The sequence below is a fragment of the Pseudomonas sp. EggHat1 genome (assembly GCF_014892995.1).
Taxonomy (GTDB): Bacteria; Pseudomonadota; Gammaproteobacteria; order Pseudomonadales; family Pseudomonadaceae; genus Aquipseudomonas; species Aquipseudomonas chaetocerotis.
On record NZ_JACKQK010000001.1, the window covers coordinates 571683 to 588028 of the forward strand.

The 16346-nt window shown below is 62.7% G+C and carries 14 protein-coding genes; 7 read left to right on the plus strand and 7 right to left on the minus strand.

From position 1 onward, the window contains the following. Nucleotides 1-5 precede the first annotated feature (5 nt). Together tsaE and INS93_RS02635 are read right to left on the minus strand one after the other, a co-directional pair. Nucleotides 6-473 (minus strand): tRNA (adenosine(37)-N6)-threonylcarbamoyltransferase complex ATPase subunit type 1 TsaE, encoded by a 468-nt coding sequence (gene tsaE, locus INS93_RS02630; protein ID WP_192980192.1) that lies wholly within the window; start codon nt 471-473, stop codon nt 6-8. Continuing rightward, nucleotides 461-1960 (minus strand): NAD(P)H-hydrate dehydratase, encoded by a 1500-nt coding sequence (locus INS93_RS02635; protein WP_192980193.1) that lies wholly within the window; start codon nt 1958-1960, stop codon nt 461-463. The genes tsaE and INS93_RS02635 overlap by 13 nt, the downstream gene beginning before the upstream one ends. 60 nt (nt 1961-2020) lie before the next feature. On the opposite strand from INS93_RS02635, the gene queG reads away from it, so the two are divergent. Beyond that, nucleotides 2021-3085, plus strand: coding sequence for a tRNA epoxyqueuosine(34) reductase QueG (queG, locus tag INS93_RS02640; protein WP_192980194.1), 1065 nt, complete (start codon nt 2021-2023; stop codon nt 3083-3085). 94 nt (nt 3086-3179) lie between these two features. Here queG and orn read toward each other — a convergent pair whose 3' ends face one another. Next, a complete protein-coding gene (orn, locus tag INS93_RS02645; RefSeq protein WP_160019207.1) occupies nt 3180-3722 on the minus strand; it encodes an oligoribonuclease in 543 nt (180 codons plus the stop codon). A gap of 29 nt (nt 3723-3751) precedes the next feature. Beyond that, on the minus strand, nt 3752-4546 hold the full coding sequence (locus tag INS93_RS02650; RefSeq protein WP_192980195.1) for a class I SAM-dependent methyltransferase: 795 nt from the start codon (nt 4544-4546) through the stop codon (nt 3752-3754). Between the two features lie 87 nt (nt 4547-4633). On the opposite strand from INS93_RS02650, the gene rsgA reads away from it, so the two are divergent. Further along, complete coding sequence (gene rsgA / locus INS93_RS02655) at nt 4634-5665, plus strand: small ribosomal subunit biogenesis GTPase RsgA (RefSeq protein ID WP_192980196.1); 1032 nt, start codon at nt 4634-4636, stop codon at nt 5663-5665. Here the strand turns inward: rsgA and motB are convergent. Then, nucleotides 5659-6654: a flagellar motor protein MotB gene (motB, locus tag INS93_RS02660; RefSeq protein ID WP_192980197.1), complete on the minus strand. Its 996-nt coding sequence runs from the start codon at nt 6652-6654 to the stop codon at nt 5659-5661. The two genes, rsgA and motB, sit on opposite strands and share 7 nt — an antisense overlap. A 3-nt stretch (nt 6655-6657) precedes the next feature. Further along, entirely contained in the window at nt 6658-7509 is an 852-nt protein-coding gene (gene motA / locus INS93_RS02665) for a flagellar motor stator protein MotA (protein ID WP_160019203.1), read from the minus strand. A gap of 119 nt (nt 7510-7628) precedes the next feature. Here motA and INS93_RS02670 point away from each other — a divergent pair, with 119 nt between their 5' ends. The 5 genes from INS93_RS02670 to INS93_RS02690 all read left to right on the plus strand — a co-directional run bounded on the left by INS93_RS02670 (nt 7629) and on the right by INS93_RS02690 (nt 15051). Continuing rightward, on the plus strand, nt 7629-9152 hold the full coding sequence (locus tag INS93_RS02670; RefSeq protein ID WP_160019202.1) for an HDOD domain-containing protein: 1524 nt from the start codon (nt 7629-7631) through the stop codon (nt 9150-9152). Between the two features lie 50 nt (nt 9153-9202). Further along, complete coding sequence (locus INS93_RS02675) at nt 9203-10018, plus strand: rhodanese-like domain-containing protein (RefSeq protein ID WP_192980198.1); 816 nt, start codon at nt 9203-9205, stop codon at nt 10016-10018. A 70-nt stretch (nt 10019-10088) separates the two neighbouring features. Beyond that, nucleotides 10089-10949, plus strand: coding sequence for an archaetidylserine decarboxylase (asd, locus tag INS93_RS02680; protein ID WP_192980199.1), 861 nt, complete (start codon nt 10089-10091; stop codon nt 10947-10949). Between the two features lie 167 nt (nt 10950-11116). After that, nucleotides 11117-12919, plus strand: a complete 1803-nt coding sequence (locus tag INS93_RS02685) for a molecular chaperone (RefSeq protein ID WP_192980200.1) — start codon at nt 11117-11119, stop codon at nt 12917-12919. A 62-nt stretch (nt 12920-12981) separates the two neighbouring features. Further along, nucleotides 12982-15051 carry an EAL domain-containing protein gene (locus INS93_RS02690; RefSeq protein WP_160019198.1) on the plus strand — a complete coding sequence of 690 codons (2070 nt, stop codon included), beginning with the start codon at nt 12982-12984 and terminating at the stop codon, nt 15049-15051. Between the two features lie 63 nt (nt 15052-15114). On the opposite strand, the gene serB is transcribed toward INS93_RS02690, so the two are convergent. Further along, entirely contained in the window at nt 15115-16329 is a 1215-nt protein-coding gene (serB, locus tag INS93_RS02695; protein WP_192980201.1) for a phosphoserine phosphatase SerB, read from the minus strand. Nucleotides 16330-16346: the final 17 nt, after the last annotated feature.

The window sequence follows — 16346 nt, forward strand, 5'->3', positions numbered from 1 at the left end:
TTTGTTCATTGCTTGCCGGCCAGAGCCTTGCACCAGGACTCCCCTCGAGTCCCATGCCCCTGCAGCAATAGCGAACGGCCGCCCGCTTGGGAGCTAATGGTAATGTCCAGGTCAGGCTTTGGCAAAACGCCCGCGCCACGCTGCGGCCATTCGATCAGGCACAGGGCATCCCCTTCGAAGTAATCACGGATGCCGAGAAACTCCAGCTCCTCAGGATCGACCAGACGATAAAGATCGAAATGAAAGGCGCGCACGTCGCCGATTTCATAGGGTTCAACCAGGGTAAAGGTCGGGCTCTTGACCGCGCCCGCATGGCCCAGGCCGCGCAGAATGCCACGTGAAAGGGTGGTCTTGCCGGCGCCCAGATCACCATGCAGATAAATGATGCCCAGGCCACCACTGACTTCGGCGAGCCTTGCACCCAGAGTCAGCATTGCAGCTTCGTCGGCCGCCTTAAGTTTCACTTCACGCAAGGACACAACTCCTCCAATAACTGACGAATGGCGCACGGCAGATCACCGGCAGCCAGCCCGCGACCCTGCACTGCAAGCACCTCACCGGCCCGTGCATGCAGCCATACCGCCAGGCAGGCCGCATCATACGCCGCCATGCCCTGCGCGAGCAGCGCACCGATCGATCCTGCCAGGACATCCCCCAACCCCGCACCCGCCATCGCCGGATGGCCGCGATCACACAGCGCCAGACGCCCATCCGGTGCTGCGACCAGACTGCCGGCCCCCTTGAGCACCACCACCAGGCCAAAACGTTGCGCCAGGGCCCGCGCTGCTGCCGGCCGATCAACCTGCACGCTGGCGGTATCGATGCCCAGCAAACGCGCCGCTTCGCCCGGATGCGGTGTAAGCACGCCCTGGCGAGGTGCGACGACCTGCCCGGCAGCCAGAAGATTGAGCGCATCGGCATCCCAGACCTGAGGCATATCGAGACCACAGACGCCAGTCAGCAAACTGCGCGACCAGCCCCCCTGCCCCAGGCCAGGCCCTGCCACGCAGACATCGGCGCTCTCGGTAAGTGCCAACAGCTGATTGGCCGAAGCCACCGCCGCACACATGATTTCAGGCCGGCGCACCAAAGCAGCCGCGACATGCTCGCCCCGCGTCGCCAGTGACACCAGGCCAGCGCCGGTACGCAGGGCACTTTCGGCACAGAGCAGCGCGGCGCCCCCCATGCCCAGATCGCCACCGATCACCAGCAGGTGGCCGAACTGTCCCTTGTGCGCCACCGGCGAGCGCGCCGCAAGGCGCGGCAGATTGGCCGGATCGAGACGCTGCGCCACGCTGGGCGCCTGGGCCAATAGCCGGGCATCGCCTTGCAGATCGTCGAACTGCAGCTCGCCGCACAGCTCCGGGCCAACGCCCGTCAGCAGGCCGAGCTTGAGGGCGATGAAGGTCACGGTCAGATCGGCGCGCACTGCCACACCGAGACGGGCGCCGTTGTCGGCGTGCAAACCTGAGGGAATATCCACCGCCAGCACCGGCAAACCGCTCTGGTTGAGCATACGGATCGCCTGGGCATATGGCTCACGCACCGCACCAGCCAGGCCCGTACCGAGCAGCGCATCGACCACCACACCGGCCAAAGGTGCGCACTCACTCCAGGGCAGAAGCTCCACACCCGCACGCCCGGCCTCGGCGCAAGCCTGCTCAGCATCGCCACTCAGAGCAGCGGGATCGCCCACCGCCAGCACTCGCACGCGCCAACCGGCACGCTGAGCCAGAGCCGCAATCAGGTAGCCGTCACCAGCATTGTTACCACGCCCGGCCAGCACGGTGATTTCGCCGGCATCCGGCCAGCGCCTGCGCAAGGCGCGCCAGGCTGCGTGGGCGGCGCGCTGCATCAGTTCGAACCCTGGCGTGCCGGCGGCGATCAACTGCGCATCCAGCGCACGCACCTGTTCGGCACTGTGCAGGCTCAACGGCAAAGAGGCGGATGGTAGATGCATGGCTCGCTCGCGACGGATGTCTGGCAGAATTATACCTACGTCCATCGCCTGCGCCCGCCCATGTCCGATCAAACCCTCGACCTCAACGCTCTGGCCCTGTCCATCAAGGACTGGGGACGCGAGCTGGGCTTCCAGCAGGTCGGCATCACCGATGTCGAGCTGGGCGTACACGAGGCGCATCTACAACGCTGGCTGGCAGCCGGTTACCAGGGCGAGATGGAGTACATGGCCGCCCATGGCAGCAAGCGCTCACACCCGGACGAACTGGTGCCTGGCACCCTGCGCGTGGTGTCGCTGCGCATGGACTATCTACCTGGCGATACGCAGATGGCCCAGCGCCTGAAGGAGCCGCAGCAGGCCTACGTGTCGCGCTACGCGCTGGGCCGCGACTATCACAAGCTGATCCGCAAGCGCCTGCAACAACTGGCCGAACGTATCCAGCAGCAGATCGGCCCCTTCGGTTACCGCGCCTTTGTCGACAGCGCCCCCGTGCTGGAAAAGGCCATCGCCGAAAAGGCCGGCCTCGGCTGGATCGGCAAGAACACCCTGGTGCTCAACCGCAAGGCAGGCAGCTATTTCTTTCTCGGCGAACTGTTCGTCGACCTGCCACTGCCGGTGGATGCCCCACACAGCAGCGAGCATTGCGGGCGCTGCAGCGCCTGCATGGATATCTGCCCTACTGCGGCCTTCGCCGGCCCCTACGTGCTGGATGCGCGGCGCTGCATCTCCTACCTGACCATCGAACTGAAAGGCTCGATCCCGGAGGAGCTGCGCGCCCCCATCGGCAACCGGGTGTTCGGCTGCGACGACTGCCAGATCGTCTGCCCCTGGAATCGCTTCGCTCGCCCCACCGAACAGGGCGACTTCCAGCCGCGCCACGGCTTGGACAACAGCGGCCTGGCCGAGCTTTTCATGTGGACGGAAGAAGAGTTTCTCAGCCGCACCGAGGGTTCACCGCTACGCCGTGCCGGCTACGAGCGCTGGCTGCGCAACCTGGCGGTCGGCCTGGGCAATGCACCATCGACCATTCCGGTGCTACAGGCTCTGGAGGCCCGCCGCGAACACCCGTCAGCACTGGTGCGCGAGCATGTGGCGTGGGCGCTGGAGCAGCACAACGCCCTGTAGCCCGAATGCAATCCGAGTAGCGCCGCCCGTTTCCCCGGATTGCATCCGGGCTACGGTACTTGCACGGCGCGCTCGACGCGCCAGAGTGGCTCGATTACACCTTGAGGAAATGCTCGCGGTAGTGGCGCAGCTCGGCGATGGATTCACGAATGTCATCCAGCGCCTGGTGAGTGGCGGTTTTCTGAAAGCTGTCCTTGACCGCTGGCGCCCACATGCCAGCGAGGATCTTCAGCGTCGACACGTCCAGGTAGCGGTAATGGAAGTAGGCTTCCAGGGCCGGCATGTACTTGTAGAGAAAGCGGCGATCCTGGCCAATGCTGTTGCCGCAGATGGGTGACTTGCCCTTGGGCACCCACTGTTCGAGGAAGGCGATGGTCTGTGCTTCGGCCGCCGCCGTGTCGATCTTGCTCTCACGCACGCGCTGGGTCAGGCCGCTCTGGCCATGAGTGCGGGTGTTCCATTCATCCATGCCGGCCAGGGCCAGGTCGCTCTGATGAACGGCGATCACCGGGCCTTCGGCCAGCACGTTCAGCTCGCTGTCGGTAACGATGGTGGCCATTTCGATGATCACATCGCGCTCCGGCTCCAGCCCGGTCATTTCCAGGTCGATCCAGATCAGGTTGTTGGGGTTTTGCATGGTTAGGCTCCTTGGCTCAGGCGCCAAGTCTAGCGGATCTCAGCGCCCTGCATCTGCCAGAGAAACAGAGACGTTTGCCGACCTTCGTTGACGTCAAGTTCGCGATCAGCCGGTACGCCCGGAATCTCGAAGGTGTTGCTGATCAGCCAGCTACCGGCGTGCATTTCGACTTTCGCCTTGCCCCACAGACGCGGCATCGGCACGGGCGAGAGAAAGCAGTAGACGACATCGAAGTCGCCGAGCTCGACCTGCCACAGACTCCGATAACGAATGCTGCAGTTCTCCTGCAGCAGGCAGCGTAGCCAGGCGAAAGCGAAGAGCAGCGGCGCCGTTTCGACACCGACGAACTGCCCGCGCGGAAACCGTCTGGCCAGCTGCAGCACCGTACCGGCAGTACCACAACCCAGGTCGACGAAGCGCAGCGGCAGCTCACGCTCGCTCAAACACTGCTGCAAACGTTGCTGCGCCTTGCGCCCACTCAGGTAGAGAGGCACCTGTTCGCGCAGGCTGTTCCAGTTGACCAGTAGCAACAGCACGAAGCCCAGCAGGAACAGCCAAGCCGGCAAATCGGCGCGCTGCATCACCAGCAGTGCGGGCAGGAACGCCAGATTGATCCACAACCACCAGCGTGATAGTCCCAGGCGCCAGCCGATCCCGGCTGCCGCAACCCCCTGCAGCAGCGCCACCGAAAAAAACGACATCCGCCAGGGCAGCAACGCCAGCAGATAGACCAGTACCACCACCAGCGCCAAGGCCAGGCCCTGCGCTAAAAGAGCGCGCAACAACGGTAGCCGCAGCACCGCTCTTTCCTCACCTGTCGTCATTCCCGGCCTCTGTTCCTGACAGCCGAATGGCTGCCGAGCGCTCATGCTAAACTCGCCGCGATCAACACTCCACTACCCGGATGCTCCATGGCCAAACGCCAACTCAACCGCCGCCAGAACTGGCGGATCGAAAAGATTCAAGGCGAACGCGCTACCCGCGCCGCCAAGCGTGAATCGCGGGCAATGGAAGCACTGGAAGGCGGCGACCTAGGCCCGGAACAGACTGGCCTGGTGATCGCTCACTTCGGCGTGCAGGTGGAAATCGAAGGTTTGCAGGGTGAGATGGCCGGCCTGGTATTTCGCTGCCACCTGCGCGCCAACCTGCCGGCACTGGTTACTGGTGATCAGGTGGTCTGGCGCCCCGGCAATCAGGGTGACGGTGTCATCGTCGCGCAACTACCGCGAAACAGCGAGCTGTGCCGCCCCGACATGCGCGGCCAACTCAAGCCGGTAGCGGCCAACGTCGACCAGATCGTCATCGTCTTCGCGCCGCTGCCCGAGCCGCACGCCAACCTGATCGACCGCTATCTGGTAGCCGCCGAGCACGCGGGCATTCGCCCGCTGCTGCTGCTGAACAAGGCCGATCTGATCGATGAGCAGAACCAGGTGGCGCTGGACGCGCTCCTCAAGGTCTATCGTGAGCTCGAGTATCCGCTGCTGGAAGTCTCGGCCCATCAGGGCGATGGCATGGAGCAGCTGAAAAGCCGCCTGAACGGAAACGTCAGCGTATTCGTGGGCCAATCTGGCGTAGGCAAGTCATCGCTGGTCAACAGCCTGCTGCCCGGTGTCGATACGCGTGTCGGCGCGCTATCGGAGTTGACCGGCAAGGGTACGCATACCACCACCACCGCACGGCTTTTCCACTTTCCCGGTGGTGGTCAACTGATCGACTCCCCCGGTATTCGCGAATTCGGCCTCGGCCATGTCAGTCGTGATGACGTGGAAGCGGGCTTCATCGAATTCCACGACCTGCTCGGGCGCTGCCGCTTCCGTGACTGCAAGCATGATCGCGAACCTGGTTGTGCGCTTTTGCAGGCCCTGGAGGACGGCCGCTTACAACCACAGCGCATGGCCAGCTACCGACATATCATCGCCAGCCTGCCGGAAGACGATTACTGAGTATTCAGTTGATCCAACTGCAGGGCGCCTTCTTCGAAGATATTCAGGCGCTGCTGCAGTTGCTCTGGCGCTAGCGGTTCACTCGCGGCGCCCGCCGGAGCCTCGCCTGGTGCAGGTGCAGCGCCTTCATCGCCACCTTGTTCGCCCTCGATGGCGCGCTGCGCCTTCTTGGTCAGCACGACGATGTCGATGCGTCGATTGACCGGATTGAACGGATCCTCACGATCGAACAGAGCCGACGAAGCGTAGCCAACGACACGCGCCACCTGCTCGTCCGGATACCCGCCCGCTACCAGCGTGCGCCTCGCGGCATTGGCACGGTTGGATGACAGCTCCCAGTTGCCGAAATCGCCGCGCCCTACGAAAGGCTTGGCATCGGTGTGACCGCTGACGCTGATCTTGTTCGGCACCGCGCGAATGGTGTCGGCCATGGCCAGCAGGATGTCCTCGAAATAGGGCTGAAGGTCGGCACTGCCGAGGGCGAACATCGGCCGGTTCTCAGCGTCCATTATCTGGATGCGCAGGCCATCCTGAGTGATTTCGAACAGTATCTGGTCCTTGAAGCGCTGCAGCTCGGGATTCTCCTCGACCTTGTTCTGCAACTCCTGCAACAGCAACTCCAGACGCTCCTGCTCCATCTTTTCAGCTAGGGTTTCGATCTGATCGGTGCTGACGCCGGTCTCATCCGGCTGACTCTCCGGCGTCTCGGAGATGTCCGGATTGAGAGTGCGCTCGGGCGCCGGCGTAGGCGTACCGCCCAGGTCGATGGCGTATGGACTGGCACTCTCGGTGAAACCGATCGGGTCCTGGAAATAGCCGGAAATGGCTTTCTTCTGCTCCGGAGTGGCCGATGTCATCAGCCACATGACCAGAAAGAACGCCATCATGGCGGTTGCGAAGTCGGCAAAAGCGATCTTCCAAGCACCGCCATGATGGCCGCCAGCGGTCTTCTTGACCCGCTTGACGATGATGGGTTGATTATTTTCCATGGCTTAGCTGCCGCGCATGGCCTGTTCGAGCTCGCTGAAGCTCGGACGATGTGCCGGATACAGCACCTTGCGCCCGAACTCTACGGCCAGGGTCGGCGGCATACCCGAGGCAGAAGCGACCAGGGTCGCCTTGATCGCTTCGTAAAGGTTCAGTTCTTCCTTGGCATCATGTTCCAGGGCGTTCGACAACGGACCGAAGAAACCGTACGAAGCGAGAATGCCGAGGAAGGTGCCGACCAGAGCAGTACCCACCTTTTCACCGATCTGCGCGTTATCCGCTTCTGCCAGGATCGACATGGTGATCACGATACCTAGCACGGCCGCTACGATACCCATGGCCGGCATGCCGTCGGCGACCTTGGCCACGGCGTGAGCCGGGTGCTCCACTTCTTCCTTGAGGCTGGCCAGTTCCATATCGAACAGACCTTCCAGTTCGTGCGGAGCCATGTTGCCGGAAGACATGATGCGCAGGTAATCGCAGATGAACGCGGTCATCCGCGCGTCCTTGAGCACACCGGGATACTTGCTGAAGATCGGACTGGCGCTGGGATCTTCGATGTCGGCCTCGATGGCCATCATGCCCTCGCGGCGACTCTTGTTGAGGATCTCGTACAGCAGCCTGAGCACTTCGAGGTAATAAGCGTGGGTGAAGCGACTGCCGAACATGCTCAGCGATTTCTTGAACACCGTCATGAACATGCTGCCCGGGTTGGCCTGCAGAAATGCCCCCAGCGCCGCGCCACCAATGATCAGAACCTCGAAGGGGTGGATCAATGCCATGAACTTCCCGCCCGAGAGTATGAACCCGCCGAGCACACAGCCAAAGACGACAATGATGCCTAAGATTTTTACCATGGAATAAATGCTTGCAGAGCCTAGTGGATGGGTTATTGAAAACAACCCTTCTAATTATCGGAACTTATACGCCAGACTATAGCCAGTTATGGTCAAAAGCCAGTTCGACTCGAGCCAATATGTCGACGTCAAAGTCTCTACCGCGCACTCTGGACGCCTGGGTACAACACCTGGGCAAGTTGCCACTGCCTATCGAGCAGCAGCAGCATTTGCGCCTGCGTCGCATCCTGGGAGACAGCCGCCGAACCTGGCGTGAAATTGCCGAGGCAATAGAATCCAGCCCCTCTTTCGCCCTGCAGGTGCTGCGCGAAGCAAACCAATCGAGCAACAGCCTCAGTGATCCAGCCGAGAGCATCGAAACCGCGCTGTCGCGCCTGGGCCTGAGCCGCTGCGAGGCCCTTCTCAACCAGGCACCCGCCCTGCCAGAGAACGACATCCCTCTGGCATTCAAGCAGATTTTGCTGATCAGTCAGCATGCCAGCCAACAGGCTCGCGGCCTGTTCGGCGCGCGCCTGGCACGCCTGTGGAATGAATTGCACGGCTGCAGCCTGCTGTTTCTGGCGCCGATCTGGCCATTGCTGTGCGCCCATCCGCAGCTGTTCGAGGCCTGGGAGCAACGTGTATTGCTCAAGGGTGAGCGACCGGCTGCAGTAGAGAAAGAGTTGCTCGGCGTCACCTTGATCCAGCTGTGCGTCAAACTCGCCGAGCGCTGGCGACTGCCGGAGTGGATCGTGCGCGGCTACCGCCTGCTCGAGCGTGATCGGCGCCAGCTGGTCCGGGCGCTGCACATCGCACGCGACAACGAACACCCGCTGCATCAGCAGCAGATGCTCGACGCCGACATCCCCCTGCGCCACTGGCTCACCCATCCGAGCAACTGCGTGCTGCTGGCCAACGGCCTGGCAGTATCCGCTCACCATGCCTGGGATACCGCGCACAGCCTGCGCTGGCAGCGCCTTACCGGACTCTACCTGCAGATTCCTCTGAGCGAGCTGCAACAGCAAGTGCACCAGCACGCCGTGAGCAGCGCACGCCTGATTCACGATCACGCGCTGTGGCACCCGGCCCAGGCACTGATCTGGCCATGGGACGCCCATCGCCTGAAACCAGCCGTTGCCGCCGCAGCGCCACCCAAGCGCGATGACCTAGCCACCTGGCGTCAGCACTGTGCACGCCTGCTTGCCGAACCCAGCACGTTTGCCAACGTGCCGCAGCTGACTGCCTGCGCCCGCGACGCCTTGCAGGCCTGCGGCATGAAGCGCGTCCTGCTGCTTCTTGCCGATCGCCAGCACACCCGCCTGCAAACCCAGCAACAGGCGGGGCTCAATGTCAGCGCGGCCACCCTCAGCCTCGACCCGGCACAAAGTCAGGTGTTGAAACGCCTGCTCAGCACGCCGGGACAACTGCGCCTGATGCCCAGCAACGTGGCGCAGTTTTCGGCACTGCTGCCGGGCAACCTCAAGGCCCTGTTTCCCAGCGAGCATCTGCTGCTGCGCTCTGTGGCCAATAACGGTCGGGTAGTGATGCTGGTCGTGGCCGATCAGGGCGGCCAACCGCTCAATGACGTCTGCCTGCAGGCGTTCGGCAAGACCGTGCAGTGCATCGAGCGCGCGCTGGGCAGCTTTTCCAGGCGCGGGCGCTGAAGCGCTCTGTTTCCGCTACAATCGACCTCTTTTCATTCAAGGAGGCCGTCATGTCCGCCTTCGACAACTTGCCACTGGTGATCGAGCCAGCCCAACTGGCCGAACGCCTGGATGCAGCCGACCTGATCCTGCTCGATCTGAGCAGCGCAGCGCGCTACGCCGCCGGCCACATCCCAGGCGCGCGCTGGGTGGATACCAAGCGCACACAACTAGGCATGCCGCCAGCTCCAGGCCTGCTACCCGAGCGAGCGCAGCTCGAAGCGCTGTTCGCCGATATCGGTCATCGCACGGATGCCGTTTATGTGGTCTACGACGATGAGGGCGGGCCTTGGGCCGGTCGTTTCATCTGGCTACTCGACGTGATCGGCCATCAGCGTTACCACTTCCTCAATGGCGGCCTGCAGGCCTGGATCAGCGATGGCCTCGAACTGAGCCAGGAACAGCCCGCAGTGACCCGCACCGAGGTGGCACTGACGCTGAGCGATGCCCCCACCGCCACCCGCGAGTACCTGCAATCGCGCCTGGATGCTGCCGACCTGGCCATCTGGGACGTGCGCGGAGCGGACGAATACCGTGGCGAAAAACTGAGTTCCGCGCGTGGCGGACATATCCCCGGCGCCACCCATTTCGAATGGACTGCCGGCATGGACCCGCAACGCGGCATGCGCATCCGCACGGATATCGCCGACGTCCTGCAAGGCCTGGGCATCACGCCCGACAAGGAAGTGATCACTCACTGCCAGACGCACCGCCGCTCCGGCTTCAGCTACGTGGTCGCCAAGGCGCTCGGCTATCCACGCGTGAAGGCCTATGCCGGCTCCTGGTCCGAGTGGGGCAACCTGCCCGACACGCCCATCGAACGCTGAGCCCTTCGACCATTCAGTTGCACCCGGCCTGGCCACGCCAGTGCCGGTTCAGAACCTTCAAGGAAACACGATGAAACAACGTCTTTTTATCCTCAGCCAGTACCTGCTGCCCCATCACCTGCTGTCGCGCCTGATCGGCTGCGTTGCCGAATGCCGTATCGGCTGGCTGAAGAATCCGCTGATCTCGTGGTTCGCCAAGCAATACCAGGTCAACATGAGCGAAGCACAAGTCGAGGACCTGCGTGCTTACGAACATTTCAACGCGTTCTTCACCCGCGCGCTGAAAGACGGCGCGCGCCCGCTGGATGAAACTCCCGGCGCCATTCTCAGCCCGGCCGACGGGGCGATCAGCCAACTCGGCGCCATCGAGCACGGCCGCATCTTCCAGGCCAAGGGCCACAGTTTCAGCGCCGTCGAACTCCTCGGTGGCGACGCCGAACGCGCCGCGCCGTTCATGGGCGGCCAGTTCGCCACCGTGTACCTCTCGCCTAAGGACTACCACCGCGTCCATATGCCGCTGGGCGGCACACTGAAAGAAATGGTCTATGTGCCGGGCCGCCTGTTCTCGGTCAACCAGACCACCGCGGAAAATGTGCCGGAACTGTTTGCCCGCAACGAGCGTGTGGTCTGCCTGTTCGACACCGAGCGCGGACCGATGGCAGTGGTACTGGTGGGCGCGATGATCGTTGCCAGCGTCGAGACGGTATGGGCTGGCCTGGTCACGCCGCCCAAGCGCGAGCTCAAGAGCACCCGCTATGACGCGCAAGCGCGCGGGCCGATCGAACTGGCCAAGGGCGCAGAAATGGGCCGTTTCAAACTGGGCTCCACTGCCATCGTCCTGTTCGGCCCGAATCAGGTGCAATGGGCCCAGGAGCTGGACGCTGGCAGCGCGGTGCGCATGGGCCAGCTGATGGGCACCGCTCAGAACTGAGCCGCTGAGAAAAGGAACCCGCATCTCGACCGTTCGGTCATAGATCCGTACTCTGGCGAGGTAGCCCGTCCACCCGGACGGGCTGCCAGCGCAGGCAGATACTGCTAGAGTTCGAAAGACTATTACTAGAGCCGCTTGGCATTGCGTGGCCGGAGTATCCGAGTTTGATGGATAGACAGAGTACCCACCTTCAACTGTTGCGCGTTCCCACGCCGAGCAAGCAGAGTCTGAGCTTCTGCGACGGCAGTCCCCGCGATCTGAAACGCTGGATCGCAGGCCTGCCCAAGGCGAACATCGGTGAAACTGCACGTCAGTTGTATCAGAGCCTGGTGGAACTCAATCAATTCCTCACCCCTTCGGAAAATCGCCTGCAGTTGCTCGAACTGCTGCGCCCGGAAGTAAGCTTCGTCTGCCAACACCTGGAGCGTCACTTTCTCAACCAGGCCATCGTTCTAGACGAGCGCCCGCGCAAGGTGGCCAACCTGTGCCAGGCGCTGCAGAACCACCTGGCCGTCGGCTACAAGCTGATTATTTCCCGCGTGATCAATCGCAGCGGCAAGGATCGCGACCAGTTGCTCGCCGTCTCCCTGCAGCGCGCTAGCCACAGCCTGTGCAGTCCGCTGATTCGTGCCAGTCAGCTTTACTGCCCGGTTCCGGAAGGGCTCTGGCTGGAGCTGCACCAGCTCTATCAGATTGCCTGCGAGCAGCGCCTGCAGCGCCAGGTCATTCGCGACCCGCTGGCACGCCATACTCAGGGCCTGAGCACCGAGCAGACTTACGTGACCGCACTGCTGCTGGGCTGTGCGCGCACCAACCAGATGCGTCAGAACGGCATCGCACGTCTGGCAGAAGCGCTGGAACCCTGGAGCGCGCTGGTCAAGCTGCAGCCAGGCGACCATGCCGACAGCCTGTTCGTGCTGGCGCCGCAGGTCGATGGCCCGCCGCGCTACAAGTCGTTGTATCAGAGCAGCGAATTGCACCACCTGCTGGGTATCGACACGCAGCCGCTGGTCGATGCCATCAAGGAATACCTGGAACTCCCCGAAGACGAGCGCAACAAATCGCGCCTGATGATTCCGGAAGGCATTACCCTCGACTTGCTGCAGCATGTTGCCGCAGCCTGGGGCGACATCGCCGAGCGCACCTTCCAGCGAACACCTGGGCAAGGCAGCCTGACCCTGTGCATCGGCATGACCGCGTTGCATTTCTTCCTCTCCGGATGCTGCTCGTTCGCCGAAGTACTCAAACGTCCGGTCGAGCTGGGCGCTGCGGTATTCAAGCCGTCCACGGGCGAGCCTGATGTCTGGTCGAACGCCTTCGATGCCCAGCGCAATGCGGCTGACGAAATCCACTTCGAAGAGATTCAGTACACCAAGGTAACCCCTGGTGAACAGGCGCAGCCTGAGAACAATGGCGAGAGTTACCCGACCTTCCCCCTGCCCATCGTCAATCACAGCCCCGGCGGCTATTGCCTGTCCTGGCCCAAGGACGTCCCCAGCCAACTGCAGGCTGGCGAGTTGCTGGGTGTACAAGACAACCCCAGCCAGGGCTGGAGCGTGGCCATCGTACGCTGGATTCGCCAGGTCCGCGGCGGCGGTACGCAGATGGGTATCGAGCTGATAGCACCGCACGCGCGCCCCTGTGGCCTGCAGTTGTTGCGCAAGGCCGAGCAGAACAGCCAGTACCTGCGCGCCCTGCTGCTACCGGAAATCAGCGCCATTTCTCGCCCCGCCAGCCTGATCACCCCGCGCCTGCCATTCCAGGAGGGCAGCAAGGTACTGATCAACGACCACGGTGAAGAACACCGCGCCCTGCTCACCCGCAGGCAGGTCAGCACCGGCAGCTTCAGCCAGTTCGAGTATCGCCGCGTGGGCGAAGAAGAAGGTGCGCCCGGGACACCGGTCACAGCCTCGCAAAGCCAGAAGCCTGCAGGGGAGGAAGATTTTGACTCGCTCTGGAAGTCGCTGTAGGCTCCGGCGAACTCACCATTTGTCGCCTTTTCGCGTCCGTTCGGCGCGGTAATGACCCCTCTATGGCCATCGAAAAAAAAACCATCCGCCTGCTGATTCTCGAAGACTCGCAGAACGAAGCTGAGCGCCTAGTCAGTCTGTTCCGCAACGCCGGGCATGCTACTCGCGTGCATCGTCTGACTTCCAGCGATGACCTGACGGAGACACTGCAACAGACCTGGGACCTGCTGATCTGCGCAGCGAGCAGCGAGCATCTCGACCCGAGCGAAGCAATCAGTGCCATCCGCCGCCAGGCCAAGGACATCCCCGTCATCCAGCTGGTCGAGGAAAACGATTCCGAGATCATCACCGAAGCCCTGTTGTTCGGCGCGCAAGACGCCCTGCCGCAAGGCGAAGACGAACGCCTGGTGTTGGTAGCCAAGCGCGAGCTGGCCAACCTCGAGGAACGTCGCGCACGTCGTGCCGCCGAAGTGGCATTGCGCGAAGCGGAGAAACGCTGTCAGCTGTTGCTGGAAAGCTCGGTAGACGCCATAACCTACGTCCACGACGGCATGCACATCTATGCCAACCGGGCCTATCTCGAGCTGTTCAGCTACGAGGATGGTGAAGAGCTGGAAGGCATGCCGATGATCGACCTGATCGCCAGTGCCGATCACGCTGCGTTCAAGGATTTCCTGAAGAACTACCAGAGCGCCGAAGGCAATGCCGAGCTCAATTGCCAGGGCGTACGTGCCGATGGCAGCAGCTTCGCCGCACAAATGACCTTCTCCCCCGCCACCTATGATGGCGAGCCGTGCATTCAGGTGGTGATCCGCGCGGAAACCTCCAATGCCGAGCTGGAAGAGAAACTGCGCGAGATCAGCAGCCAGGATCTGGTCACCGGCCTGTTCAACCGCAACCACTTCCTCGAGCTGATGGACAACGCTGCCGAGCGCGCCGTCAACACCGGTCAGCCCTCGACTCTGGCGTATATCCGTGTCGATCGTTACGCCAGCATGCAGGGCGAGATCGGCCTGGCCGGCATCGACCTGCTGCTGACCGACCTGGCCGGCCTGCTGCGCGCACATTTCCCGGCGGAGACCCAACTGGCCCGCTTCGGTGACGACGTGTTCGCTGCCCTGCTCCCGGGCCAGTCGCCCGAGCAGTGCCAAGCCAGCCTGGTGCCCCTGCTGAAGAAGGTCGAAGCCCACCTGTTCGATGTCAGCGGCCGCACCGCCCAGACCACACTGTCGATCGGTGTCGCCGGCCTTAGCGAGAAAACCGCCAAGGCGCAGGAAGTCATCGATCGCGCGCACCGCTGTGCCGACGAGCTCAGTGACGGCAATGCCATCAAAGTATTCAACCCGGCCGATGAGCTCGCCGCAGCGGCCAACCGCGGCAGCCTGCTGGCGATGGTGCAGCAGGCGCTGGAGAACAACAGCTTCCGGCTGCTGTTCCAGCCGATCATCAGCCTGCGTGGCGATGCCCACGAACATTACGAAGTGCTGCTGCGCCTGCTCAATCCTCAGGGTACGGAGGTGCCGCCGCTCGATTTCCTTGCCGCCGCCAAGGATGCCGGCCTCGGCGAGAAGATTGACCGCTGGGTGATCCTCAACTCGATCAAGCTACTGGCAGACCACCGCTCCAGAGGCCATAACACGCGACTGTTCGTACACCTGTCCAGCGCCAGCCTGCAGGACCAGACGCTGCTGCCCTGGCTCAGCGTGGCACTCAAGGCAGCACGCCTGCCATCGGACTCACTGGTGTTCCAGTTCAGCGAGCCCGATGCCATTGCCTACCTGAAGCAGGCCAAGGCGCTGACCCAAGGCCTGGCGGAGCTGCATTGCAAGGTGGCCTTGAGCCAGTTCGGCTGCGCGCTGAACCCGTTCAACACGCTCAAGCACCTGCAAGTGGACTTCGTCAAAGTCGATGGCTCGTTCTCCCAGGACCTGAGCAATGCAGAGAATCAGGAAGCGCTGAAAACCCTGCTCAGCAGCTTGCATGCACAGGCCAAGCTGACCATCGTGCCCTTCGTCGAAAGTGCCAGCGTACTGGCCACGCTGTGGCAGGCCGGAGTCAACTTCATTCAGGGTTACTACCTGCAGGGTCCGAGCCAGTCGATGGACTACGACTTCTCGGCCGGCGACGAATGAATCACGCCGACAAAAAAGCCGCCTGAACAGGCGGCTTTTTTATACCCGACGCAACGCCGGTGTTTATTCCTGCCCCTCACGCTCGCGAAAACCGAGCAGATAAAGGATGCCGTCCAGGCCCAGAGTGGAGATCGCCTGCTTGGCCGATTGCTTGACCAGCGGCTTGGCACGGAAGGCCACACCGAGACCGGCCAGGCCGAGCATTGGCAGATCGTTGGCGCCATCGCCGACGGCGATGGTCTGCTCCAGCTGCAAACCTTCCTTCTGCGCCAGTTCGCGCAGCAAATCTGCCTTGCGCTGCGCATCGACGATGGGCTCGACGGCCACGCCGGTGACTTTGCCGTTCTCGATCTGCAGTTCGTTGGCGAACACGTAGTCGATGCCCAGCTTGGCCTGCAGTTGCTTGGCAAAGTAAGTGAAGCCGCCAGAAAGAATCGCGGTCTTGTAGCCCAGACGCTTGAGTTCGGCGAACAGCACCTCGGCGCCTTCGGTCAGACGCAGAGACGCACCGATCTCCTCCAGCACGTCTTCCGACAGCCCCTGCAGCAAGCCCAGACGCTCCTTGAAGCTGGCGCGGAAATCCAGCTCACCACGCATGGCACGCTCGGTGATCTCGGCCACCTGCTCGCCAACACCAGCGGCCTTGGCCAGCTCGTCGATCACCTCGGCTTCGATCAGCGTCGAGTCCATGTCGAACACCGCCAGACGGCGATTACGACGGAACACCGAGTCGCGCTGGAAGGCGATGTCGACGTTGAGTTCCTGCGCCACGCTGAGGAACTCGGCGCGCAGGGCCACGGGATCGGCCGGCTCGCCACGCACGGAAAACTCGATGCAGCCCTTGCCCTGTTCGGCCGGCATGTCCAGCGGCATGCGCCCGGAAAGGCGATCGATGTGATCGATGTTCAAGCCGTACTTGGCAGTGATCGCGCTGACCCGCTGCAACTGCTCGGCGCTGACCCTGCGCGTCAACAGCGTCACGATATGGCGGGCCTTGCCCTGGCCACCGACCCACTGGCGGTAGTCGTCTTCGGAGACCGGGGTGAAACGTACCTGCTGATCGAGCTCGTAGGCGGTGAACAGCAGATCCTTGAGCACCGACTGGGAGCGGCCGTTGTCAGGAATCTCGATGAGGATGCCGAACGACAGGGTGTCGTGGATCACCGCCTGGCCGATATCGAGGATGTTCACCCCGCCCTGAGCCAGCACGCCGGTGATGGCTGCGGTAAGTCCGGGGCGATCCTCGCCGGTGATATTGATCAAGACGATTTCGCGCAAGACGCACCCTCCAAGGC

Excerpts from the sequence above, each read along its gene's own strand:
- INS93_RS02635 (WP_192980193.1), bottom strand. The coding sequence starts at position 1,960 with ATGCATCTACCATCCGCCTCTTTGCCGTTGAGCCTGCACAGTGCCGAA.
- queG (WP_192980194.1), top strand. The coding sequence starts at position 2,021 with ATGTCCGATCAAACCCTCGACCTCAACGCTCTGGCCCTGTCCATCAAG.
- orn (WP_160019207.1), bottom strand. The coding sequence starts at position 3,722 with ATGCAAAACCCCAACAACCTGATCTGGATCGACCTGGAAATGACCGGG.
- INS93_RS02650 (WP_192980195.1), bottom strand. The coding sequence starts at position 4,546 with ATGACGACAGGTGAGGAAAGAGCGGTGCTGCGGCTACCGTTGTTGCGC.
- rsgA (WP_192980196.1), top strand. The coding sequence starts at position 4,634 with ATGGCCAAACGCCAACTCAACCGCCGCCAGAACTGGCGGATCGAAAAG.
- motB (WP_192980197.1), bottom strand. The coding sequence starts at position 6,654 with ATGGAAAATAATCAACCCATCATCGTCAAGCGGGTCAAGAAGACCGCT.
- motA (WP_160019203.1), bottom strand. The coding sequence starts at position 7,509 with ATGGTAAAAATCTTAGGCATCATTGTCGTCTTTGGCTGTGTGCTCGGC.
- INS93_RS02670 (WP_160019202.1), top strand. The coding sequence starts at position 7,629 with ATGTCGACGTCAAAGTCTCTACCGCGCACTCTGGACGCCTGGGTACAA.
- INS93_RS02675 (WP_192980198.1), top strand. The coding sequence starts at position 9,203 with ATGTCCGCCTTCGACAACTTGCCACTGGTGATCGAGCCAGCCCAACTG.
- asd (WP_192980199.1), top strand. The coding sequence starts at position 10,089 with ATGAAACAACGTCTTTTTATCCTCAGCCAGTACCTGCTGCCCCATCAC.
- INS93_RS02685 (WP_192980200.1), top strand. The coding sequence starts at position 11,117 with ATGGATAGACAGAGTACCCACCTTCAACTGTTGCGCGTTCCCACGCCG.
- INS93_RS02690 (WP_160019198.1), top strand. The coding sequence starts at position 12,982 with ATGGCCATCGAAAAAAAAACCATCCGCCTGCTGATTCTCGAAGACTCG.